We start from the raw sequence: 24218 nt of genomic DNA, 5'->3' as shown, positions 1-24218 counted from the left end.
TGGATTTTTTGGATGGGGGCTGTGGGCTCTTTTTTGCACAAAAAATCCTGTTAATAGCTTACCACTTTGTAAACGATCAACAGGAAAAAGTATAGAGCCCTTTTTTTGCGTAACTTATGATTAGTAGGACAAATGGAGGTGAATAGTATGTTTGATTGGCAAACATGGGTAAAACGTTATTGGTATTTAGGCGTGATCGGTTTACTACTGGTGGGAATCGCCAGCGGGTTATTTTTCATGTTACGGCCAGCAATACCTAAAACCAATAACGCGGCCGTCTTCACTAGCAGCTCCGCCACGACAGCGGCCACAAGTACCAGCACAACACCACCAGCTTCCAACACAGCAGGCTTTGTTGACGTTAAGGGTGCGGTTAAAAAGCCGGGGATTTATCAAGTCAGTGCCAATACACGTTTGTTTGACGTTGTGCGTTTAGCCGGTGGGTTAGCCACCGATGCCGATCAACAGCAGATTAATTTAGCCCAGCAGGTCAGTGATCAGCAAGTTGTGTTTATTCCTAAAGTGGGCGAAGAAGTTCCACCAGAATATGCTGCACCGGCCACAGCTACGCCGGCAGTGGCGTCAGAAACTGCTAGTACTGAAGGTACTGGTGCTTCTGGTGCTTTGGTCAATTTAAATACAGCAACGGCGGAGGAATTACAGCAGTTGACTGGTATTGGTCAAAAGAAGGCAGAACTCATCATTCAATTTCGTACCGAACAAGGTGGTTTTCAACAACCAGAAGATTTAAAAAAAGTTTCAGGGATCGGTGATAAAACTTTTGATAGCTTAAAGGATAGCATTACGGTCTAGTAATAAATTTGGTATACTGTAACCAAACAAAAAGTGAGGTCTTAGTATGAATCATGTTGCAACCAAACGAATGCCATGGGATCAGTATTTTATGCTGCAGGCAGTATTAACCTCGTCGCGCAGTACTTGTCCGCGAGCAACAGTCGGGGCAGCAATTGTTCGTGATCGCCGCGTGATTGCTAGCGGCTATAATGGTTCAGTTTCTGGTGATGAACACTGTCTTGATGTTGGTTGTTATCTAGTGGATGGTCATTGTTTACGGACGATTCATGCCGAAATGAACGCAATTTTACAATGTGCTAAATTTGGTGCCGCCACAGAAGGGGCAGAAATTTATGTTACGCATTTTCCTTGTTTGCAATGCACTAAGATGCTGATTCAAGCCGGGATCAAAGCAATCAATTATTTAAAGGATTATCATGATGATGAGTACGCACAAGCATTAATTAAAAAATCTGGAGTTACTTTAAAGCAAATCCAGTTAGGTGCAACTGCTTTTGATCAATATAAGCTTAACCAATTATTGGAATAGTATTTTTATTTAGTGCGTAATAATTGGATCTTTTTAGCCAGTTTAGCTACTGCACTTTCGTTTGCAATATTAAGTACCTACTGGTGGGTATGGTTAATCGTTTTAGGGTTTTTAGTGCGGTTATTAGCCACTAAGCAACCTCGTTTGATCTGGATGACGTTACTTTTAGCAGTAGCCTTTACCTGCTATTATGATCATTATCGCCGGCAAGTCCCGGTATTACCGCAACAACATACATTATTGGTTTATCCTGATGAATGCACGGTGGCCGGCGATCAATTACGACTGACGGCAAAGGTTGTTGGAACACAACACCGGGTGCAAGCTTTTTATTATTTACCGGATCGCAAGGCACAACATTATTGGCAACACCAGCGGCAGACGCTTAAGTTAGGTGTAACAGGTGATTATCAGCCAGTGCGGCCGGCAACTAATGAAGCTGAATTTGACTATAGCGCATACCTGAAGCAGCAAAAGCGAATTTTTTATAGTTTAACGATCACTGAAATCAACAGCATCAAGCGGCCGCCACCGACTTTTTTGACCAAGTTACATGAATTTCGTCAAAGCTTAATTTTACGTTCCTATCAATTACCTGATCAATTAGGCCAATACTATCGTAGTTTGATCCTTGGTTATCAGGATGCTGGCTTTAAATCGGTTGGCGAGTTATTTAAACAGCTTGGACTGATTCATTTGTTTAGTCTATCCGGACTGCATGTGTATTATTTTGCCAATCTATTGCAGGTCTGTTTATTACGCTTGCATTGGACTCGGGAAAGGACAGAATGGTGCTTACTGCTGCTTCTGCCACTTTATGCTTTGTTTGCTGGAGCAACGACGAGTTTGTTGCGGGCAGCGCTTTTATGCTGGCTACATGTGTTTAATCGCCATTTTCGCTTGCAAGTGGCCGCATTAGATTGCTTTTCATTTGTGGTATTGGTTAATCTATTATACCGACCATATTTATTTTTCAGTTTAGGTGGACAGTTGTCCTATTTGCTGTCTTTTGCCTTACTGTTTTTGCAGCAGACCAATGAATGGCAACGAACTTTACGCCTTAATCTGCTTAGTTTGCCATTGCTACTTTATCATGTTTATGAATGGCATTGGTTGACCATTATTTTAAATTTATTAGTGATGCCGGTATTTTCGTATGTGATCTTACCCTTTACCCTACTAGGTAGCTTGACCTATCGCTTTTTACCATTATTAGGGTGGGTGATCAACGCTGGATTCGTTGGGTTACAGAAATTTCTGGGGTGGTTTGCACGCCCTGAGTTAATGCTGACGTATGGACGTTTACCTGCAATACTGGCCGTTAGTTGTCTGTTGTGTTTATTTTTTGCGTGGTGTAGTTCGCGGCCTTTTAAATATTATTTGGTGCTAGGTTGCCTTTATCTAGGCGGTTTTTGTTGGTTGCATTTTCCGATGCAAGGCCGGGTTGTTTTTTTTGATATTGGTCAAGGAGATAGTATTTTGATCGAAACGCCGTGGCATCGGGAAGTGACTTTGATTGATACAGGCGGGAAGCTGCACTTCAATCAGGCGGCTTGGCAGCGTAAGGCCAGCCGGACCCGCGCAGAGCAGATCATTATTCCGTATTTAAAAAGTCAGGGTATTAGTCATCTTGATCACGTTTTTTTAAGCCATCAGGATACTGACCATATTGGCGATTTACCGGCTATCTTACAAGCAGTTAATGTCGGAGAAGTTGCCTTTCCTGCGGGGATGGAACAGAATCAACATTTTCAGCAACGTATTTGGCCTTATCGGCACCAAACTAAATGGCAACCGTTATTACAGGGTCAAGCTACTAGTATAACTGACTTCCCTTGTCAGGTGTTAGCACCTGCTAGTCCTGGCAGCGGCACTAATGAAGATTCTTTGGTGCTGCGGCTTGAATTAAATGGCAAGATTTGGTTATTTACTGGCGATCTACCAGCGGCCGGTGAGACTGAATTGATTGCCAAGGGACCACTTCCAGCCCATTATTTAAAGGCAGGGCATCACGGTAGTAAAACTTCATCTAACGCCGCGTTTTTAGCGGCAGTTCATCCGCAAAAGGTAATCATTTCCGCTGGTCGGCAGAACCGCTATGGCCACCCCCATGCGGAAACGTTGGCCCGTTTTAAAGCGGCAGGAATTCCGTATGTTAATACGGCTGAAGCGGGTATGATCACTTGGTATTTCAATGATACTTGGCATTATTTCTTACCCTAAGCGAGAAAGGAAACAAAATTATTATGGATGTTCCCACACTACTTAAACAGTTAAAGCAACAAAAACCGGCTTCGATTTATTTAGTTCAAGGTACAGAAAGCCATTTGATCGATCAGGTGAAAACAGCATTACAAAAATTGTTGTCATCCGATGAAATGACAATGAATTTTGGTAATTATGATCTAGCAGTGACACCATTGGCAACGGCGTTAGATGATGCCATGTCGGCCCCTTTTTTTGGTGAACGGCGGTTGGTTTTTGTTGAAAATCCAATTTTCTTAACGGCAGAAAGCAAACAAGCCAAAGTTGTTCATGATGTCGCTAGCTTTTTGACCTACCTGAATGATCCGCCCCAAACGACGACACTAGTTATTTTTGCGGCTTACGCTAAATTAGATGAACGTAAAAAGGTGACCAAAACGCTAAAAAAACAGGCGACCTTAGTTGATGTGCAACCCTTATCTGAGCAACAAGCGCAACAATATGTGCGTACTTATTTAAAAGCACAACAATTAACTATTGAGCCTGCAGCATTAAAATTATTAATTGCGCGAACAGAGGCTAATTTATCATTAATGATGGCTGAATTAACCAAGCTAGCACTTTATGCGTTGCAAGATCATCAGATCACTTTAACTGCAGTACAGCAATTAGTGACCCAAAGCCTAGAGCAAAATGTTTTTACCTTGGTGGATGCAGTGATGGGGCATAATGTGGCCCAAGCATTGACCTTGTATCATCAATTAGTGTTGCAAAAAGAAGAACCACTTAAGCTAAACGCTATTTTAGTCAGTCAATTTCGCCTTTTATTGCAAGTGAAAATTTTGCAACGCAGTGGTTATAGTCAGGGCGAGCTGGCCAAAGTCCTACACGCCCACCCATACCGGATAAAATTGGCAATCAATCAAGCACGCAAATTTCAACAAAGCGCTTTACGGCAAGCCTATTTAGGCCTGATCGATTTGGAATACAAGTTAAAAACCAGCCAACAAGCACCAGAGCTATTGTTTCAATTGTTTATGCTACAATTTAGCCAAAGCGTAGCCTAAGGCCAAGGGTATAAAAGTATAAAAAAAGACTGAGAAAATTGATTCTCAGTCTTTTTTTGGTTATTTATTTAGCTAATAATTTAGCTAAACGTGATTTGTCACGGCCAGCCTTATTAGCATGAATTAAACCTTTAGAAGCAGCCATATCGATTGAACGAACGGCGTCGCGGTATAAAGCTTCAGTGTTTTCGGCACCGGCAGCTTGTGCGGTTTCAAATTGTTTGATGGTTGTACGCATCGCGCTAATTTGTGAAGTGTTTTGTGCGTTCGCTTTTTCGTTTGTGCGAACACGTTTGATTGCTGATTTAATGTTAGGCATTGATGTCACCTCCGTGTTAGCAAATTACATTAATTGCATTTTTTCAACGTTGCTAATTATACAGAAGACTTGGCTAATTTGCAATAAAAAGTTGTAAAGTAAATTAACTTGACTAGCTATATTTGAGCGTTGTTAACTGTATAGTCAGAATAACTATTCTTACCATAGTCGAGAATCAAGCAATGTGCAACTAGCTACTACTTAAATTAAATAATTAAGTTAAGTCGTGGTGTTTGTTTTTAGACGTTGTTGGATCTCAACGTAATTTGACTTGCAATTTAAACTTTTTTCTAGTAAAGTATAGAGCGTGCTTAGCACAAACCCCGAACTTGGTTTAACGAATCACCAACGTTTTACTCAGTTATGGGCATTTTATATTAGTGAAAGGTGTGGAAAACATGGCAATTTCTCAAGAACGTAAAAACGAAGTTATCGCTAAATTTGCTCGGCATGAAGGCGATACTGGTTCAACTGAAGTACAAATCGCTGTACTAACTGAAGAAATCAACACATTGAACGAACATATTCGTGTGCATAAGAAGGATTATCATTCTTATCGTGGTTTGATGAAAAAAATTGGTCATCGGCGTAACTTGTTGGCTTACTTACGTAAGACTGACTTACAACGTTACCGTGAATTGATCCAAAGCTTAGGCTTACGTCGTTAAGCATTAAGCATTTAGATGTGGTAATATAAACTTACTACATCTTTTTTTATTACAATTAACGTGGCTGACGATCAGCACCATAATGTCGGCGCCGTTTTTTTGTGGTATCATAGAATAAAATTATTCTTAAGGACTAGAACGATTTAATAAGCATTTGCTAACAACTAATTTTCTTAATAGGCGATAAGAAATTAGTGATTCGGGGGAGGACTTTATGGATTCTTTAAAAAGCGTTTCGCTGATTACAGCGATGGTAACACCATTTGACGATGAGGGTGCGGTGAGTTTTGAACGGTTAGCTGTTTTGGTTGACCATTTGCTGGCTACAGGGACTGAAGCAATTTTAGTTGGCGGTACAACCGGTGAAGGTCCCACGTTAACACCGACAGAAAAGTTAGCATTATTTAAAGAAACGGTACGTTTAGTGGCGGGACGAGTACCGATCATTGCCAATACTGGTAGTAATGATACGGCAGCGACCATTGCTTTTACTAAACAAACGGCTGCAATTGCGGGCATTACGGCCGCACTAGTTGTAGTGCCTTATTACAATAAACCTAATCAGGCCGGCCTTTATGCCCACTATCAGGCGGTCAGCGAACAAGGCGGACTACCAATTCTGATCTACAATATTCCGTCACGAACTGGGGTGGCCATGTCAGTGGCTACTGCCTTACATTTGTCACTGTTGCCGAATGTGATCGGCATCAAAGATTGTACAGGCATCACCAATTTGGCCGCTTTAGTTGAAGGCAGCCAAGATCATGAATTTTATGTATTTACTGGCGAGGATGAATATGCATTTGCGGCTAAAACAATCGGCGCACAAGGGGTCGTTTCGGTCAGCAGCCATTTATTTGGTCAACAGATCACCCAGATGTATACTGAGCTAGCACAAGGTGATCTTAAAACGGCCGCTGCAACGATGCGGCAGTTACTGCCTAAGGGACAGCAGCTATTTGCACAACCATCACCAGGACCAGTTAAGGCGGCTTTAGCGCATATTGGTGTTCCTGTTGGTGGTGTTCGCCTACCGCTAGTCATGCCTGATCAAACTGAACAAGAACGCTTATTAAATATTTTAGATCTTTGAGAAAACGAGGTGAAGTAATTGAGTAGTCATGTAAAAATCATGCCTTTAGGCGGCGTACGTGAAAATGGTAAAAATATGTACGTTGTGGAAGTGGATGATGAGATTTATATTTTGGATTGCGGCTTGATGTACCCGGAAAATGAGTTACTGGGGATCGATGTTGTTATTCCAGACTTTTCATATTTAGAAGAAAATATTGACCGGGTAGTCGGTATCTTTTTGACCCACGGCCATGCGGATGCTATCGGCGCTTTACCATATTTTGTTAAACAGCATCCAGTGCCAGTTTTTGGTTCTGAATTAACCATTGCCTTGGCCAAATTGAACGTTAATGCTGATAAGCAGACTAAAAATTTTAAAGACTTCCACGTGATCAATAAAGATACAAAAATTGATTTTGGACGAGCAACAGTGTCATTCTTTAAAACGACCCATTCAATTCCAGATTCACTAGGAATCGTTATTGAAACCAATGTCGGTAATGTGGTTTATACCGGTGATTTCAAGTTTGATCAATCAGCGACTCCGGAATATCAAAGTGATTTTGCGCGTTTGGCTGAAATTGGTCAAAGCAATGTTTTGGCTTTGCTAAGTGATTCTGCAAATGCAGAATCTCCATATGAAATGGCCAGTGAACGTGATATTGCCGCTAATATTTTGGATACTTTCCAATATCATAGTGGGCGAATCATTGCAGCAGCAGTTGCTTCTAATATTGCCCGGATCCAGCAGGTGATCGATGCAGCCGCAAAGTCAGACCGTAAAGTTGTTTTAACGGGGCGCGATTTAGAAAAAATCGTGCGCACAGCGATGCATTTGAAGCGATTAACTTTGCCTAGTCCAGATATTTTAGTGCCAACTAAAGATCTACCTAAATTGGCGCCAGAAAAAACGGTGATCCTGGAAACCGGTAAAATGGGCGAACCGATCAAGGCATTGCAACGAATGGCAACTAATCGCCACCGCCTGATCAGAATTAAGGCTGGGGATCTGGTCTATATTACAACGACACCTTCCCACGCGATGGAAACAACGGTTGCCAAAACCAAGGATATGATTTATCGGGCCGGCGGTGAAGTTAAGGCGATCAGTGATGAGATTCACGTTTCCGGTCACGGCAATAAAAACAATTTACAATTGATGATCAACTTGATCAAGCCGACTTATTTGGTTCCAGTACAAGGTGAGTATCGACTGCTAGCGGCGCATGCAAATATTGCCCATGAAACTGGCATTCCGTTTGAAAATATTTTCATTACCAGCAAAGGTGATGTGTTAGATTACCAGAAACATCAGATGCATTTAGCTAATCAGATCGAAGTCGGTAATACGATGATCGATGGCATCGGGGTCGGTGATATTGGTAATATCGTTTTGCGGGATCGGAAAGTTTTATCTGAAGATGGTATTTTTGTTGCGGTGATCACGATCAACCGCAAGAAACGAACCATTGTTTCGCATCCTAAAATTACAACGCGCGGGTTTGTTTATATTAAAACCAGTCGTGATTTGATCAATGAAAGTGCTAACCTGGTGACTAAAACTGTTCAGGATAATTTGGACAATAAGGAATTTGATTGGGGTCATCTAAAACAGGATATTCGGGAAGCATTAAGTGGTTATTTATTTGAACAAACGAAACGGCGGCCAGTGATTTTACCGGTGATCATGGAAGTGAACCAAAATCGGCGGCATACCGCAAATAAGCAATAAATTAATGTGGGTCAAAAAGTTGACAGTCATGCCACTTTTGACCCATATTATTTTGGCAAATAGGAGGGTGACTAATGGGTGAACAGATCCCTTTTCCCAATAATTTTCGGCACTTAGTCCAGCTTGGTCAGGCCGCGATTGCGCAGAAAAAGTGGTCGGTGGCAATTGCGCATTTGCAGGCGGCCTATGCGTTACAACAGACCTTCGCCGTTAATATTGTTTTAGTAACAGCCTTATTAGCGGATGAGCAGTACCAGCAGGCGGCTAGCCTTGCTCAAGAAAAGGCTGAAGACTACTTAGCCAGTGGCACTAATTGTCCGTTGTATTTACAGGCATTGTTGCGCACACATAATTTTATTGGTGCCCGTAAAGTTTGCCAGTTGCAACCAACTGAATTACCAGCAGCTTTTTGGCAGCAACAATTACAGGCCGTTGAGCAAGCCGAAGATTTATACCGGCAACAAGCCCAGCAGCAAATTCAAGAATTACAAAAGGGCTTGTATCAATTGAGTGCACTACCGCTTTATGCCCAAACTGACCTAGCTAAGCGTGCGCAGCATTTACCGCAGACCGAATTTATTCAGGCCAGCCGCCGCGTACTAACTGATCTTTATGTTCATCCGTTAGTACGAGCCAATTTTTTAGATGAGTTACGGCAATTAGGCTGTCCGACGACAGTGGATTATTTATGGCTGGATGAACGACTTCATGCGGTGGTACCGGCTGATTTAGCGGCGATAACTGAAACGGCCAGCGTGCGAACCCTGCGTTCACAACTGCTGACGCATTTAGCGGCCGATCCAGTACGCAGTCAAAATTTAGTTGGTGAGTTAACGTTACATGCCGCATACTTGTACCCATTTGCGGAAAAGGTGCTCACACCGGTAGCCGTTTGGGTGGCCGTTTATTTGGCGAATTATGCGGATGAGTCGGCCTTACTAGCTCAATTTTCTTCGTCGGCAGTGGCCCAGGTGCGTGATTGGTTGCAACGCTTTACAGAGCTGACCCAACGCTTAAGTGAATGATTTTAGCGAAATAAATGAAAAAATACTGAAAAAATTGAAATTATTAAGCAAAGGTGTTTACAAAGTTGACGTAAGCCTATATAATATCTAAATGGATTCTTCCTTGTGAAAAGGCAAGCCAGACTTGGCTTTTGACAGTGGAAGTTGTATAATAAATAGTAAAGGATTATCGGCATTAACAATTTTGATGGCGAACTATTCTTGCGAAAATACAGGAGGTTTCATTAATGGCAAAAGAACATTATGAAAGAACAAAACCCCATGTTAATATCGGTACTATCGGCCATATTGATCACGGGAAGACTACTACAACAGCAGCAATTTCAAAGATTTTAGCTGAAAAAGGTTTGGCTAAATTAACTGACTTTGCAGCTATTGATTCAGCTCCAGAAGAACGTGAACGTGGTATTACAATCAACACTGCCCACGTTGAATATGAAACTGAAAAGCGCCATTATGCGCATATTGATGCGCCAGGCCATGCTGATTACATCAAGAACATGATCACTGGTGCTGCACAAATGGACGGTGCGATCTTAGTCGTTGCCGCAACTGATGGTCCAATGCCACAAACCCGCGAACATATCTTATTAGCTCGCCAGGTTGGTGTTGAATACATTGTTGTATTCTTAAACAAAACTGACTTAGTTGATGATCCAGAATTGATCGACTTAGTTGAAATGGAAACACGTGAATTATTATCAGAATACGATTATCCTGGTGATGATATTCCATTTATCCGTGGTTCTGCTTTGAAGGCGCTTGAAGGCGACAAAGAAGAAGAAGCTCATATTATGGAATTAATGGATGCTGTTGATGAATATATTCCAACTCCAGAACGTAACAACGACTTACCATTCTTAATGCCTGTCGAAGATGTCTTCACGATCACTGGTCGTGGTACTGTTGCTTCAGGTCGTATCGATCGTGGTATGGTTAAGATCGGTGACGAAGTTGAAATTCTTGGTTTGAAGCCAGAAGTTGTTAAATCAACTGTTACTGGTTTGGAAATGTTCCGTAAGACTTTGGACTTTGGTGAAGCCGGCGATAACGTTGGTGTCTTGCTTCGTGGTGTTAACCGTGATCAAGTTGAACGTGGCCAAGTTTTGGCTAAACCAGGTTCAATCAAAGTTCATGACAAGTTCAAGGGTCAAGTTTATATCTTGAGCAAGGATGAAGGTGGCCGTCATACACCATTCTTCTCCAACTATCGTCCTCAGTTCTACTTCCATACAACTGACGTTACTGGTGTTATCCAATTACCAGAAAACGTTGAAATGGTTATGCCAGGCGATAACGTTGAATTTTCAGTTGATTTGATCGAACCAGTTGCGATCGAAAAAGGAACTAAATTTACGGTTCGTGAAGGCGGCCGTACAGTTGGTGCCGGTGTCGTAACCGAAATCGACGAATAAGTTTTGCTTATTTCTAACTCGGAGCTTGGCTCCGAGTTTTTTTATACCTAAAAAGCGGTCCATAATGGCTTTTTTAGTGAGAAAGATTTACAAGACCGCTGAACTACGGTAGAATAACAAAGTATGCAATAATTAATTGAGAAAAATTAAGATTCCGGAGGGAAAGTAATGGCAGCAAAATGGGAAAAAAAAGGCGCTACTGATGGCGAATTAACCTTTGAAATTGATCAAACAAAAATTAAACAAGGTTTAGACCAAGCGTTTACCCGTGTTAAGAAAACACTTAATGTTCCAGGCTTCCGTAAAGGTAAAGTGTCACGGCAAGTCTTTAATTCAATGTATGGTGAATCAGCTTTATATGAAGATGCGTTAAATATTCTTTTACCAGATGCTTATCAACAAGCAATCGATGAAACTAAAATCGAACCTGTTGATCAACCACATATTGACGTTGACAGCATGGAAGCTGACAAGCCTTGGGTGATCGTGGCTAAAGTTACGGTTAAACCTGAAGTTACTTTAGGTGACTACAAAGGCATGAAAGTTCCTGAACAAAACCGTACGGTAACTGATGAAGACGTTGATGCCGATCTTGAAAGCAAACGACAACAACAGGCTGAGTTAGTCCTTAAAGAAGACGGCGCTGCTGAATCTGGCGATACAGTAGTTATTGATTACAAGGGAACTGTTGACGGTGAGGCCTTTGAAGGCGGTTCTGCTGATAACTACTCCTTAGTTTTAGGCTCAAACTCATTCATCCCTGGCTTTGAAGATCAATTGATCGGTCATAAAGCTGATGAAGATATTGAAGTCAAGGTCACTTTCCCTGAAGATTATCAAGCTAAGGATTTAGCGGGTAAAGATGCGATCTTTGCGACTAAGATCCATGAAGTTAAGTCAAAGGAATTACCTGATCTTGACGATGAATTTGCTAAAGATGTTGACGAAAACGTTGATACTTTGGCTGAGTTAAAGGACAAAGTTCGTAAGGATCTACAGGACAAGAAGGATGATGCTGCAACTGCTGCCGTTCAAGATGCTGCTATCGAAGCGGCTGTCAACAATGCAACGGTTCAAGATATTCCGCAAGCTATGATCGATGAAGAAGTGCAACGGCAAATGGATCAGTACTTGGGCAACATGCAACGCCAAGGTATTGAACCGAAAATGTATTACCAGATCACAGGGACTTCTGAAGCTGATTTGCGTAAGCAATTTGCTAGTGATGCAGAAACACGCGTTAAAACTAATTTAGTTTTAGAAGCCGTTGTTGCTGCAGAAGGCATCAAGCCAACTGATGAACAAATCGAACAAGAAGTTAAGGATTTGGCGGACGAATATGGTATGGAAGTCAAAGCTGTTCGTAATGCTTTGACCGACGATATGTTAGGCCACGATATTGGGGTCAAGCAAGCAATCGAAATCATTGCCGATGCTGCCGTTGAGTCTGCTGACGTTAAGCCAGCTAAAGACACGGCCGAAGATGCAGATGCAGATAATACTAAATAATTAAATTTTTATGATCAATGCGCGGTAAGAGTCAGGTTACTTTAAGGGCTAGCGGGCTACATACGCTGTTTATAGTGTATGATCGCAGGACTTAAAGGCTTGATTTTTGCGGCGTATTTTTTTAGTTAAAATCAGTTTGCTTTACCTTCGGCAATAGGTATGCTAATGTTTTCACTGTTCAAAGAGATTGGCATATCCGTTGGCAAGTGAAGATAATTAAGGTAAGATTGAACTAACGAAATTAATAGGGGTTGATATATGTGTTCGACAATACGGAAACGGATGGCCCTGTCAATTGCTCATTTTGCGGTAAGTCACAAGATCAAGTGAAGAAGATCGTCGCTGGACCGGGTGTCTATATCTGTAATGAATGCATTGACTTATGTAAGGAAATTATTGACGAAGAATTTCAAGATGAAGCTTACAGTGATCTACTCGAAGTACCTAAGCCAGTTGAAATTTTAAATATTTTGAACCAATATGTTATTGGCCAGGATGAGGCTAAGCGGGCTTTAGCAGTTGCAGTTTATAATCATTATAAGCGCGTTAATCAAATGGATGTTCAATCAGAAAACGAAACTGAATTACAGAAAAGTAATATTTCGTTGATTGGGCCGACGGGATCAGGTAAAACATTTTTGGCGCAAACGTTAGCGCGGATCTTAAATGTACCATTTGCCATTGCTGACGCAACGACACTGACTGAAGCTGGTTATGTTGGCGAAGACGTCGAAAATATTCTTTTGAAGTTATTGCAAAATGCCGACTATGATGTGGAAAAGGCCCAAAAAGGAATTATTTACATCGATGAAATCGACAAAATTGCTAAGAAAAGTGAGAATGTTTCGATCACCCGGGATGTTTCTGGGGAAGGCGTTCAGCAGGCCTTATTGAAGATTTTGGAAGGTACGATCGCCAATGTGCCACCTCAGGGAGGCCGTAAGCATCCCCAACAGGAATTTATTCAGATCGATACCACCAATATTCTTTTTATCGTCGGTGGTGCCTTTGATGGGATCGAGAACATCGTTAAGGAACGGCTCGGGGACAAAGTGATCGGTTTTGCAGGTCACGATGCCAAAGGTGTTGATGAGTCGAAGAGCTTGATGCAACAAGTTATTCCAGAAGACTTAATGAAATTTGGATTGATTCCTGAGTTCATTGGACGGATTCCGATTATGGCTGCATTAGAGAAGTTAACCGAAGATGATTTGGTACGGATCTTAACCGAACCTAAGAATGCATTGGTTAAGCAATACACCAAGCTATTAGGTTTAGATGACGTTAAGCTTGAGTTTGAACCTGGTGCTTTACACGCCATTGCGCATGAAGCTATTGAGCGTAATACAGGTGCCCGTGGCTTGCGGTCGATCATTGAAGAAGTGATGATGGATATTATGTTTGATTTACCAAGTCGGGATGATGTAGGTAAAGCGATTATCACTGAAGCAACCGTCGAAGGCAATGGTCAACCGAAGTTAGTTTTAACGGATGATCAGAAAGCTTCTTAAAGTTTAATTTTAGTGGAGAAACGATTCGGGTAGCTGAATCGTTTCTTTTTTTGGCTTAAGGTATGCTAAAATAGTAAGCAGTGATTCGGAATCATGGCGTAAAATTTTATTGCTTGTCATGCTTAAGCTTTGGTCTTAAGCGGCTACTGCGCAACTAGGTTTTAGGATGATTGACTACTTTAAGTGATGGTGATGTGATCATGAATGCTACCTGCCGCCTTGTTATGATGACAAGCATGGCTGAAGTCAATAAGTAAGGATCAACTTACTTTAGTTATAGAAGTAGAAGTGGAGGAAAAATAAATGCAGATTCAGGATGTGGAATTGGTGATCAGTGCCGTGGCACCAATGCAGTATCCCACTGATGGTTTACCGGAAATAGCGCTGACCGGCCGTTCTAATGTCGGCAAATCATCGATGATCAATAAGTTGATCCAGCGTAAGAAAATGGCTCGAACATCCAGTACACCAGGTAAAACGCAGACACTTAATTTTTATAAACTTAATGAGGCCTTCTATTTTGTTGATGTTCCTGGTTATGGCTACGCCAAGGTTTCTAAAACCGATCGCGAGAAGTTTAGCCAAATGATTGAAACTTATTTACAGGAACGGACAACTTTGCGTGGGGTTATTTCGTTGATTGATGTTCGTCATGAACCCACTAAGGATGATTTAGCCATGTATGATTATTTGAAATTTTTTGGCGTGCCTGTTTTGGTGGTTGCCACTAAAGGCGATAAGGTGCCTCGGGGTAAATGGAATCAACGTGAAAGCAAACTCAAAAAGGCGTTACAGTTGAACCAAACTGATGATTTGGTGATTTTTTCCAGTACATCTGGACTTGGTGGCGATCAAATCTGGGAGTGGGTCACCGCCCATTTACCTGAATAGCTAGACAGTAAGCGTGAAGGAGGAGCAGCAGTGGAATTTAATGACTATCAAAAATTAGCGAATCGAACACTTTTAGGCAATGAACAGGTTTTGACTAACTGTGCCTTAGGCTTAGCCAGTGAAAGCGGTGAGGTCATTGACCTGATCAAAAAATACACTTTTAACGGTGAAGACCTTGATCAGGATGAATTGGTTAAAGAGATGGGGGACGTGCTTTGGTACTTATCCCAGGTAGCCGAGTGGGCTAATATTCCCTTTGAAGAAGTGGCCAAGCAAAATATTACTAAGCTAAATGCTCGCTATGGCAAGCAATTGAATATCAAAAAGCAATAAAAAATACGACTCCATTGGGGGTCGTATTTTTGTCCTTTATTTTTCGAGCCAGCCACCATCAATCGGAATAACACTGCCATGGATGTAGTCAGCGGCCGGACTAGCTAGAAATAGGCTTAACGCGGCAACTTCTTCTGGTTGCGCCCAGCGCTGAGCAGGTGTTTGCGCGGCCACCTGGCGTGCCATCTCAGCATCATTTTGGAAATCAGCGGCATTCATTGGGGTATCAATAGCACCGGGAGCGATACAGTTGGCGCGGATACCCTGAGCGGCGTAATCATAATCAATTTGTTTAGTAAGCCCAATGACGCCGTGTTTGGCAGTGGTATATGCCACGCCACCGCCACCAGCCACGAGCCCAGCGATTGAGGCCATATTAAGGATCACACCATGATGATGAGTAAGCATTTGCGGTAGTAGCGCTTGTGCAAATAAAAATTGACTGGTTAAATTGGTAGTCAAAATATTTTCCCAGCTGGCTAAATCGGTGGCTAGTAAAGGCGTATAAGCATCTAAAATCCCGGCCGTATTTAATAAAAGTTCGATCCGGGGCATTTGAATAAGTGCGTGTGCTACGCAGTCATTAATGGCCGTAGCCTGCCGAATATCGCCTTGTTCAAAATAAAAAGTCGTTGGGTAACGCTGCTGTAATTGGCCAACGGCAGCGTTATGACTGCGATCAATACCAAAAACCAGCACTCCTTGTGCCAAAAATGCCGCCGCCTGAGCGTGACCAATTCCAGAAGCCACGCCGGTGATCACTGCATGTTGTTGCTTAAGTTCAGGATAGTTCGCCATTAGCTAACAACTTGCCAATCAGTCGCGAGTAGATCACAGCTAGTCGGTTGAAACATTGAAAGACTAGGTGTTTCCGTCGTTTTGATCAAGAAATAAGGATTGATCGCGGCACCATGATAGGTGGCATTATTAACTAGAAAGATATATTGTTCACTGCCTTCCCAACCGCTACGTACAATTTTCTTACCAGCGATTAGTAAGGGTAATGCTTCATTAAAAGTCATAAATTGATCCTCCTGCACATTAAATAAATTAAAGATTAAACGGTTAAATCGATTCGTTTAGCTAAAATATAAAATAAAATTGCACCACTGACTAAGGAAATCAGCTCACCTAAGGCCACGCTGAAATAGGTCGCCCAAAAAGGCGCTTTGCTGACGATATGGAGCTCTAGAGCAACACTCCACATGGCTAGGGTACAAATGATAGTACTCGTAGCCAGTTTAGCAATCAGGCTCTTTAAATGCCGACTCAGATAATAACTGATGGTCGTCATCACTAAAGTACCTAAAGTACCAAAAACAATGTCGATAATACCTAAAGGTGAAAATAAATTGACGACCGCACAACCGATGGTTAACGCCCAAATATAACGCTTATTAAAAATAGCTAAATGATTAAGCATTTCCGAAAAGCGTAATTGGGTGGCGCCAAAGCTCCACGGTGCCACCAGCATGGTGATCGCGATATAAAGTGCTGCGATCACACCGATCTTGGTCAACGAACTAGTCTTGATTCGAGTTTTCTCCATTATAAAATGGCCTCCTAGTTTTTTATTACGGTGGGATAGTCACGAACCACCACTGACAAAAAGTCAGACACGTACCACTTTATAGTACTATTTTGCTTTAGTTAGTACAACAAGCTACAGCGTTTTACCGTAAAAAATGAGATCATAACCAGATTAGGTCATGATCTCATTTTTGTTTTGGAGAACGATTAAGTTGGCGTATAGAACGAAGTAATTTCTGCTACCAAACAATTATTCAGTAGGCGAATAAGCCTAGGCTAGGCACCATTTATTTTTTAGGATCGTCTTTTTTAGTTACTTTGACTTCTTTAGGTTTTTTAGCTACTGGTTTCTCAACAGATTTCTTTGGATCTAAAGCGAATTTGTCGAACAGTTCGTTTAGTGTGTTATCTTGCTTGATCGTTAAGCCCATCGCAATCATCCTTTCTTTGCTTTGTTCCTATTTTAGCAGAAAAAAATAAATTGTGCTGACATTTGCACCACTAATTTAAAATGGATATCCACGTTTTTTTATGCATAAATCCAGTTAATCAGTGAAACTACTTGCATAAAAAATCATTAGCAGGTATAATCGAGCTATTGAATATAAAAAGAGGTAGGCAATAGTATGAAGAAAATAATGAGTTGGTTAATGTTGGTGGTCACTTTAAGTGTGGCCCTGTTAGGTGGGTTTGCGCAGCCTAGCCACGCGGCAACTACTGGCACTGAGGATTCACTGGCCCGGGTCAAGGCAAAAGGCACTTTAGTAATGGGAACTAGTCCAGATTACCCGCCTTATGAGTTTTTGGTTAACCGGGGGGGCAAAGAGCGAGTTGTCGGTATGGATGTCGACATTGCCAAAAAGATTGCTAAAGATCTAGGCGTAAAGTTAGTGATCAAACAAATGGATTTTGATTCTTTATTGGTCGCATTGGAGACTAATAAAGTCGATATGGTTATTTCGGGGATGTCACCGACACCGGCGCGGAAAAAGAGCGTTGATTTCTCCAAGGTTTATTATAAAGGTGGTCAGTCGATCATCATTAACAAGGCCGACAAAGGATTATACAAAGATAAAGATTCCTTTGAAAATAAATCTTTAGGGGCACAAACTGGGAGTATCCAGTATAATTTAGGTAAGAAACAGATCAAAGGTTCGAAGATGAAAGGATTAGCTAAAATCAGTGATTTGATTTTGGCATTAAAGAGTCATAAAGCTGAAGGGGTGATTATGGAAACACCATCTGCTCAGGCTTATGTTGATAATGATCCTGATTTGGCCATGATCAATGGTAAATTTGATTTAGGTAGTGGCGAAAATGATACCGCCATTGGGTTTAAAAAGGGATCTACTTCTTTAGTCAATGCGGTCAACAAGTCAGTTGATGAGATTACACAAAAGAAGTTGACCAAAACCTATTTAAAAGATGCTGGCACTTATATGAAGACGAATACGCATAATACTAGCATGTGGCATTATTCAGGCTACTTCCTTAAAGGGGTCGAATACACCTTACTGATCACCATTATCAGTGTCTTCTTCGGTATTTTGTTAGGGATCCTTTTCGCTTTGATGCGTTTAAGCAAGATGAAGTTAGTTCATGCTCTAGGGGTTGTTTACATTGAATTCGTGCGGGGGACACCGTTAATGATCCAAGTGATGTTCGTTTACTTCGGGATCGGCTTATTTATCAATATTCCGGCGTTGATTGCTGGTATTATTGCCGTCTCTTTGAACTCCGCAGCTTATGTTGCTGAAATCATTCGGGGCGGGATCAATTCTGTTGCCAAAGGGCAGACGGAGGCCGCACGTAGTCTGGGACTCAGTCAACGGCAAACGTTCCAAAGCGTGGTCTTCCCACAAGCACTTAAGAATATTTGGCCAGCGTTAGGCAATGAATTTGTTTCTTTGATCAAGGAAAGCTCGATCGTGTCGATCATTGGGGTCACCGATTTGATCTATCAATTAAAAGCTGTTCAGACTGCCACTTATAAAGGGGTCATCCCGATCGTTGTCGCTATGATCATTTACTTTATTTTAACCTTCAGTTTGTCTAAAGTTTTGAACCACTACGAGAGGAAGATGAAGCACGATGCCTGAAGAAATGATTGCAATTGAAAACATTAATAAAAAGTTTGGCGACACCGAAGTTTTAAAGGATTTAAACGGTAAAGTTGAAAAAGGGCAAGTGATCTGCGTGATCGGTCCCTCTGGTGGTGGTAAAAGTACCTTTCTGCGCTGCCTAAATATGTTGGAGCAACCGACCAGCGGCAAAATCATGTTTGAAAACTCTGATTTGACATCGTTAAACGAAAGTCAGATCAACCAATTGCGGGAAAAGATGGGCATGGTTTTCCAGAGTTTTAATCTTTTCTCCAATATGACCGTAGTTGAAAACGTTAAGTTGGCACCGATCAAAGTTAAGAAGATGAGCAATGACGACGCTCAGAAATTGGCACTCAAATTATTGGCTCAAGTCGGGTTAGCTGAGAAAGCCGATGATTATCCTGCGAGCTTATCTGGAGGGCAACAACAACGGGTGGCTATTGCCCGGGCGTTAGCGATGAATCCAGATGTTATGTTATTTGACGAGCCTACCTCGGCCTTAGATCCAGAAATGGTCGGTGAAGTTCTAAAAGTTATGCAGGATCTAGCCAATGAAGGGATGACTATGGTAGTGGTCACTCATGAAATGGGCTTCGCTAAAAATGTTGCTGATGAAGTTTGGTTTATGGACGGTGGTGTTTTCGCCGAGAAAGGAACACCTGATCAGATTTTTGAACATCCACAAAACGAACGGACACAAGATTTCCTAGCCAAAATTTTGGAAGCTTAATTTAACAACAAAAAGCTGACTTCGGCCAGCTTTTTTGTGTCCACTGAATTGGGTTCGGCGGTGCATTATTGTTCCTTTTTAACCTCCATGGAGCAGCCTACTTGCTTTTCTAGATGGACGCGTTAGAATATAACAGCGAACAAATGTACGTTAATGCTGCTATAGAAGAAAGGTTGTTAGGTGTGGCAACAGAACATATAGAACATAAATTAGCCTTATTGCCGCCGCTGCCTGGCTGTTATTTGATGAAAAATCGTGATGGCAAGATCATTTACGTGGGTAAGGCGAAAAACTTAAAGAACCGGGTTCGATCCTACTTTAAAAGTAGTCACGAAGGGAAAACTGCGCGGTTAGTTTCTGAGATCCGTGATTTTGAGACGATCATCACGTCGACTGATAAGGAAGCCTTTTTGCTGGAGATCACGTTGATTCAAAAGCATCAACCGCATTTTAATATTAAGTTAAAAAAAGGCACCGGGTATCCCTACATTAAAATTACGAATGAGCGGGATCCTAAGATGCTGATTACCGGGGATGTTAAAAAGGATGGTGGCTACTACTTTGGTCCTTATCCTAACGTTTATGCTGCTGAAGAAACGCTACATTTTTTGCAGAAGGTCTATCCGCTGCGCCGCTGTAATGGCCGGCAAAAGCGGCCCTGCTTGTATTACCATATGGGCCAGTGTCTAGGTGCTTGTTTCCGGGAAGTGCCACAAAGTGAATATGATGCGCAGATCCGCAAGATCAAGCGCTTTTTGAATGGGCAAGTTGGGGATGTTAAGCGCGAGCTACGGGGAAAAATGCAAACGGCCGCCGCTGATCTTCATTTCGAGCGGGCGGCGGAATTACGGGATCAGTTACGGTATATTGAAGCCACCGTAGAAAAGCAGAAAATCATTTCCAACGATCATACGCCACGTGATATTTTTGGTTATTACATGGATAAAGGTTGGCTCTCGGTGCAGATCTTTTTTATTCGTCAGGCCCGGTTGATCAAACGGGAGAAGCGACTATTTCCTTGTGTCAATACGCCGGAAGAAGAATTGGAAAGTTTTATTCTACAATTCTATAAGCGTAAAAATAATGTTCTTCCGCGCGAGATTTTAGTGCCAAAAGGGGTTAATCAGAAAGTATTAGCAGATATTTTACAAGTACCGATCCGCACGCCACAACGCGGTGAAAAACGGGCTTTGATGCTAATGGCTAACAAAAATAGTCGCTTAGTTTTGGAAGAAAAATTCCGCTTGATGGAATTGGACAATTCACATACTGTTGGTGCAGTGCAAGAATTAGTTGACGTCTTGCAGATCACCTCAGCCCATCGCATCGAGGCTTTCGATCATTCCAATATTCAAGGAACTGATCCAGTGTCAGCGATGGTTTGTTACATTGATGGCGAACCGGTTAAAAACGAATACCGCAAATATAAAATTAAATCCGGCGATGGTGCCAATGAAGCGGCGAATACGCAAGAAGTTATTCGGCGCCGCTATGTGCGATTATTGAAGGAGCAGCAACCACTACCTGATTTGATTTTAATGGATGGTGGTGAGATCCAGGTTCATGCGGCTAAAGAAATTCTAGAAGATGAATTAGGTTTGACCATTCCGGTAGCAGGTATGGTCAAAAATAAACATCATAAAACCGCTGATTTAATGTATGGTCCCGATGATAAAAAGTTGGACCTTGATCCGAAAAGCGAAGGCTTCTATTTACTGCAGCGAATTCAGGATGAAGTCCATCGCTTTGCGATCACCTTCCACCGCCAATTACGGGGCAAGCATTCCTTGAGTTCGCAGCTTGATCAAATTCCCGGCGTCGGTCCAAAAACACGAACAAAATTACTACGCCAGTTCGGTTCATTAAAGAAATTAAAAAGCGCAACGATTCCAGAATTGCGTGAAATCGGTGTTTCCAAAACAGTTGCGCAAACCATCAAATTGTCATTAAAATAGAGAATAAATTAGGTCCAACCACACTTGTGGTTGGGCCTTTTGTTATTTTAACGGCTTTTAATGATAAGGTGTATTTTATCACGATGATAGATTAAAATTCGTGTGCTAAATACGAACGATTATGATAAATAAATTTAAAATATACGTTTATATTATTGACGAATGATTATAGATGCTTGTATACTTAATGTACGGTTTATTAAGAGTATGTATTCACCTTAATTATGGAATAGGGAGGCAATTTTTGTGAATCAAGTTGCGATCGTGATGGGCTCAGTTTCGGATTGGCCGACGATGCAAGCGTCCGCCGCTATTTTAACTGAGTTGCAGATTCCGTTTAGTAAACACGTTATTTCAGCACACCGCATGCCGGCGCAGTTGCAAGACTTCGGCCAGCAGGCAGTGGCTCAAGGCATCGCCGTGATCATCGCTGGTGCTGGTGGCGCCGCGCATTTGCCGGGGATGTTGGCGGCGAATACGGTGCGGCCGGTGATCGGCGTACCGATCGAAAGTCATGCGCTGCACGGGATGGATTCCTTGTTGTCGATTGTGCAAATGCCGGCTGGCGTGCCGGTGGCGACTATGGCGATCGGCACCGCCGGGGCGAAAAATGCGGCGTTACAGGCGGCTAGCATTTTGGCGTTGCAAGATGGGCAGTTGCAGCAGCGCTTACTAGATTATCGGGCGGCCCAGACTAAAAAGGCCGTTGAAAGCGAGGCGCAACTTGATTAAACAATTATTGCCGCCAGCCACGATCGGCATTGTCGGTGGCGGCCAATTAGGCCAGATGATGACCTTAGCCGCAAAAAGCATGGGCTACAAGGTCGGTGTGCTCGATCCAACTCCTGATTGTCCTGCGGCCCAGGTGGCTGATTTTCAAATCACCGCCGACTATAGCGACCAACAAGCCATGCTTGATCTAGCCAAACGAGCCGATGTGCTAACTTATGAATTTGAAAATGTTGATCTGGCAAGCTTAAAGGCCGCTAATCAATACGCTGAACTGCCGCAAGGGACTCATTTGTTGGCGATCACCCGTAATCGTTTGACGGAGAAAAACTTTCTGAAATCACTGGGGGTGCCGGTGACTGAGTTTGCGGCGGTGACGACACCTGCTGAATTAAAGGCAGCTGTTCAAACCGTCGGCCTACCCAGCATTTTGAAAACGGCTACCGGTGGTTACGATGGTCACGGCCAGCACGATGTGAATACGGTGGCCGACTTGGCGACTGATTTATTGCCTGGGGACTGTATTTTGGAGCGGCGCCAAGCGTTTACCAAGGAGTTAGCCGTCATGGTCACCCGGGACCGTGATCAGCAGGTCCGCACGTTTCCCGTCGTCGAGAATATCCATCATCAACATATTCTGCATGAAACGATCGCTCCGGCACCAGTTTCAGCGGCGATCAAGGCCGAAGTCGTTGCGATCGCCACTAAAATTGCCCAAGGACTGGCATTGTACGGCGTCCTAGGCATCGAATTTTTCTTATTGCCGGATGGCCGTTTGTTAGTCAATGAATTGGCACCGCGGCCACATAACTCTGGTCATTTTAGCATTGAGGCTTGTAATCTATCGCAATTTGCGGCGCATATTCGGAGCATTTGTGGCCTGCCGATCCCTGCGATCACCCAACAGCGTCCGGCAGTGATGGTCAATTTACTCGGCCAGCATTTACAGCCGGCGCGGCAACGGTGGTTACAGCGGCCGCAGTGGTATCTCCATGATTATGGTAAAGCGGAAAGCCGCTACCAACGCAAAATGGGCCACATCACCATTTTGACCGATGATCCGGCGGCGACACAGGCTCAGTTAGAAGAAGAAAAAATTTGGGAGGATCAATAATGCGTAAACTTAAAGAATTGAAGACGGGTAAGGCAAAACGACTTTATACCACCGATGAGCCCACCGTTTTGTGGGTGGAGTACTTAGATCAAGCAACTGCACTTAACGGCAAACGCAAGGAACAAATTGCCGCTAAAGGCGCGTTGAACAACCAGATCGACTGTTTAATTTTTGATTACTTAATTGCCCACCAGATCCCAACTGATTTTATTCGCCAAGTTTCGACGACAGAACAATTGATCCATCCAGTCAAAATGATCCCCTTGGAAGTGGTTGTCCGCAATCTTGCTTCTGGTAGCTTCCAACGCAAGTTTGCCACCGATTATTTACAGCCGCTAACTAAGCCGATCATCGAATTCTTCTACAAATCGGACCCGCTGGACGATCCCTTTATGAATGATGCCCAGGCCGAAGCTTTAGGTATCGCGACCGCCGACGAACTGGCCGCGATCAAACAATTAGCCTTGCGGATCAATCAGTTATTGCAGATCCGTTTTGCCCAAGCTCAGTTGACCTTAGTTGATTTTAAGATCGAAGTCGGCTATTTAGACGGTCAATTAGTATTGGCGGACGAAATTTCACCAGATTCATGCCGGCTGGTGGATGCCACAACAAAGGCCTCGTTGGACAAAGACGTTTTCCGTAAGCACACTGGTGATCTGACTACGGTGTATCAAGAAGTGTTGACCCGTTTGCAAAACTCGGAGGTGGCTCATGTATCGCGCTAAAGTTTATGTGACCTATAAAGATTCGATCCTCGATCCCCAGGCCGAAGCGGTTAAAACCGCCTTACACCAGTTAGATTTTACCGAATTACAACAACTGACTTGCGGCAAGTATTTTGAGTTAGTTTTAGCCACTTCAAAAGAAAAAGCGGCGGTCGCGGTGGAACAGATGTGCCAAAAGTTATTAGCCAACGTGAATATGGAAAGTTATCGCTACGAATTGGAGGCTTGCTAAA

The 24218-nt window shown here is 42.7% G+C and carries 25 protein-coding genes and 1 riboswitch; of the genes, 20 read left to right on the top strand and 5 right to left on the bottom strand.

The genetic code is table 11. The annotated features are described in order from the left end of the window. Positions 1-147: 147 nt before the first annotated feature. Genes FFM78_RS10955 through holA form a run of 4 tightly spaced genes read left to right on the top strand, consistent with a single transcriptional unit; the run spans position 148 to position 4617 of the window. A complete protein-coding gene (locus FFM78_RS10955) occupies positions 148-813 on the top strand; it encodes a helix-hairpin-helix domain-containing protein (RefSeq protein WP_137638463.1) in 666 nt (221 codons plus the stop codon). Between the two features lie 46 nt (positions 814-859). After that, on the top strand, positions 860-1345 hold the full coding sequence (locus FFM78_RS10950) for a ComE operon protein 2 (RefSeq protein ID WP_137638462.1): 486 nt from the start codon (positions 860-862) through the stop codon (positions 1343-1345). 12 nt (positions 1346-1357) lie between these two features. Next, positions 1358-3568 (top strand): DNA internalization-related competence protein ComEC/Rec2, encoded by a 2211-nt coding sequence (locus FFM78_RS10945; protein WP_137638461.1) that lies wholly within the window; start codon positions 1358-1360, stop codon positions 3566-3568. 23 nt (positions 3569-3591) lie between these two features. Then, on the top strand, positions 3592-4617 hold the full coding sequence (gene holA / locus FFM78_RS10940; RefSeq protein WP_137638460.1) for a DNA polymerase III subunit delta: 1026 nt from the start codon (positions 3592-3594) through the stop codon (positions 4615-4617). A gap of 64 nt (positions 4618-4681) precedes the next feature. On the opposite strand, the gene rpsT is transcribed toward holA, so the two are convergent. Continuing rightward, positions 4682-4936: a 30S ribosomal protein S20 gene (rpsT, locus tag FFM78_RS10935; protein WP_137638459.1), complete on the bottom strand. Its 255-nt coding sequence runs from the start codon at positions 4934-4936 to the stop codon at positions 4682-4684. Positions 4937-5334: 398 nt separating this feature from the next. On the opposite strand from rpsT, the gene rpsO reads away from it, so the two are divergent. The 9 genes from rpsO (at position 5335) to FFM78_RS10890 (ending at position 15094) form a co-directional block, all read left to right on the top strand. Continuing rightward, the gene (rpsO, locus tag FFM78_RS10930; RefSeq protein WP_137638458.1) at positions 5335-5604 is read left to right on the top strand and encodes a 30S ribosomal protein S15; all 270 of its coding nucleotides are present in this window, start codon (positions 5335-5337) and stop codon (positions 5602-5604) included. Between the two features lie 214 nt (positions 5605-5818). Next, positions 5819-6697, top strand: coding sequence for a 4-hydroxy-tetrahydrodipicolinate synthase (dapA, locus tag FFM78_RS10925; protein WP_137638457.1), 879 nt, complete (start codon positions 5819-5821; stop codon positions 6695-6697). 39 nt (positions 6698-6736) lie between these two features. Continuing rightward, a complete protein-coding gene (locus FFM78_RS10920) occupies positions 6737-8410 on the top strand; it encodes a ribonuclease J (RefSeq protein WP_171001887.1) in 1674 nt (557 codons plus the stop codon). A gap of 74 nt (positions 8411-8484) precedes the next feature. Further along, on the top strand, positions 8485-9435 hold the full coding sequence (locus FFM78_RS10915) for a hypothetical protein (protein WP_137638455.1): 951 nt from the start codon (positions 8485-8487) through the stop codon (positions 9433-9435). Positions 9436-9662: 227 nt separating this feature from the next. Then, positions 9663-10850 carry an elongation factor Tu gene (tuf, locus tag FFM78_RS10910; RefSeq protein WP_137638454.1) on the top strand — a complete coding sequence of 396 codons (1188 nt, stop codon included), beginning with the start codon at positions 9663-9665 and terminating at the stop codon, positions 10848-10850. Between the two features lie 168 nt (positions 10851-11018). Further along, positions 11019-12359: a trigger factor gene (gene tig, locus FFM78_RS10905; RefSeq protein ID WP_137638453.1), complete on the top strand. Its 1341-nt coding sequence runs from the start codon at positions 11019-11021 to the stop codon at positions 12357-12359. A gap of 260 nt (positions 12360-12619) precedes the next feature. After that, positions 12620-13870 (top strand): ATP-dependent Clp protease ATP-binding subunit ClpX, encoded by a 1251-nt coding sequence (clpX, locus tag FFM78_RS10900; protein ID WP_137638452.1) that lies wholly within the window; start codon positions 12620-12622, stop codon positions 13868-13870. Between the two features lie 303 nt (positions 13871-14173). Then, positions 14174-14761 carry a ribosome biogenesis GTP-binding protein YihA/YsxC gene (gene yihA / locus FFM78_RS10895; RefSeq protein ID WP_137638451.1) on the top strand — a complete coding sequence of 196 codons (588 nt, stop codon included), beginning with the start codon at positions 14174-14176 and terminating at the stop codon, positions 14759-14761. Positions 14762-14791: 30 nt separating this feature from the next. Next, positions 14792-15094, top strand: a complete 303-nt coding sequence (locus tag FFM78_RS10890) for a nucleoside triphosphate pyrophosphohydrolase family protein (RefSeq protein ID WP_137638450.1) — start codon at positions 14792-14794, stop codon at positions 15092-15094. Between the two features lie 36 nt (positions 15095-15130). On the opposite strand, the gene FFM78_RS10885 is transcribed toward FFM78_RS10890, so the two are convergent. The 4 genes from FFM78_RS10885 to FFM78_RS13895 form a co-directional block, all read right to left on the bottom strand. Continuing rightward, a complete protein-coding gene (locus FFM78_RS10885) occupies positions 15131-15892 on the bottom strand; it encodes a 3-oxoacyl-ACP reductase (protein ID WP_137638449.1) in 762 nt (253 codons plus the stop codon). Next, positions 15892-16116, bottom strand: coding sequence for a DUF2829 domain-containing protein (locus FFM78_RS10880; protein WP_137638448.1), 225 nt, complete (start codon positions 16114-16116; stop codon positions 15892-15894). The genes FFM78_RS10885 and FFM78_RS10880 overlap by 1 nt, the downstream gene beginning before the upstream one ends. Positions 16117-16151: 35 nt before the next feature. Then, positions 16152-16643, bottom strand: a complete 492-nt coding sequence (locus FFM78_RS10875; RefSeq protein ID WP_137638447.1) for a QueT transporter family protein — start codon at positions 16641-16643, stop codon at positions 16152-16154. Between the two features lie 8 nt (positions 16644-16651). Then, positions 16652-16699: riboswitch (PreQ1 riboswitch) on the bottom strand. A gap of 212 nt (positions 16700-16911) precedes the next feature. Then, positions 16912-17055, bottom strand: a complete 144-nt coding sequence (locus FFM78_RS13895; protein ID WP_171001885.1) for an SPJ_0845 family protein — start codon at positions 17053-17055, stop codon at positions 16912-16914. Between the two features lie 195 nt (positions 17056-17250). On the opposite strand from FFM78_RS13895, the gene FFM78_RS10870 reads away from it, so the two are divergent. The 7 genes from FFM78_RS10870 (at position 17251) to purS (ending at position 24217) form a co-directional block, all read left to right on the top strand. After that, positions 17251-18723 (top strand): ABC transporter substrate-binding protein/permease, encoded by a 1473-nt coding sequence (locus tag FFM78_RS10870; protein WP_137638446.1) that lies wholly within the window; start codon positions 17251-17253, stop codon positions 18721-18723. Positions 18724-18727: 4 nt separating this feature from the next. Further along, positions 18728-19459: an amino acid ABC transporter ATP-binding protein gene (locus FFM78_RS10865; RefSeq protein ID WP_171001886.1), complete on the top strand. Its 732-nt coding sequence runs from the start codon at positions 18728-18730 to the stop codon at positions 19457-19459. Between the two features lie 182 nt (positions 19460-19641). Beyond that, the gene (uvrC, locus tag FFM78_RS10860) at positions 19642-21414 is read left to right on the top strand and encodes an excinuclease ABC subunit UvrC (RefSeq protein ID WP_137638444.1); all 1773 of its coding nucleotides are present in this window, start codon (positions 19642-19644) and stop codon (positions 21412-21414) included. A gap of 246 nt (positions 21415-21660) precedes the next feature. Further along, positions 21661-22146: a 5-(carboxyamino)imidazole ribonucleotide mutase gene (gene purE / locus FFM78_RS10855; RefSeq protein ID WP_137638443.1), complete on the top strand. Its 486-nt coding sequence runs from the start codon at positions 21661-21663 to the stop codon at positions 22144-22146. Beyond that, on the top strand, positions 22139-23257 hold the full coding sequence (gene purK / locus FFM78_RS10850) for a 5-(carboxyamino)imidazole ribonucleotide synthase (protein WP_137638442.1): 1119 nt from the start codon (positions 22139-22141) through the stop codon (positions 23255-23257). Before purE ends, purK begins: the two co-directional genes overlap by 8 nt. After that, positions 23257-23985 carry a phosphoribosylaminoimidazolesuccinocarboxamide synthase gene (gene purC, locus FFM78_RS10845; protein ID WP_137638441.1) on the top strand — a complete coding sequence of 243 codons (729 nt, stop codon included), beginning with the start codon at positions 23257-23259 and terminating at the stop codon, positions 23983-23985. Before purK ends, purC begins: the two co-directional genes overlap by 1 nt. Next, entirely contained in the window at positions 23972-24217 is a 246-nt protein-coding gene (gene purS, locus FFM78_RS10840) for a phosphoribosylformylglycinamidine synthase subunit PurS (protein WP_137638440.1), read from the top strand. Before purC ends, purS begins: the two co-directional genes overlap by 14 nt. The last annotated feature ends 1 nt before the right edge of the window (position 24218 follow it).

This window comes from Loigolactobacillus binensis (assembly GCF_005405165.1).
In the GTDB taxonomy this organism is placed as follows: Bacteria; Bacillota; Bacilli; order Lactobacillales; family Lactobacillaceae; genus Loigolactobacillus; species Loigolactobacillus binensis.
Note: the sequence above shows the minus strand (reverse complement) of the source record. Positions and strands in the feature narration are given on the sequence as shown.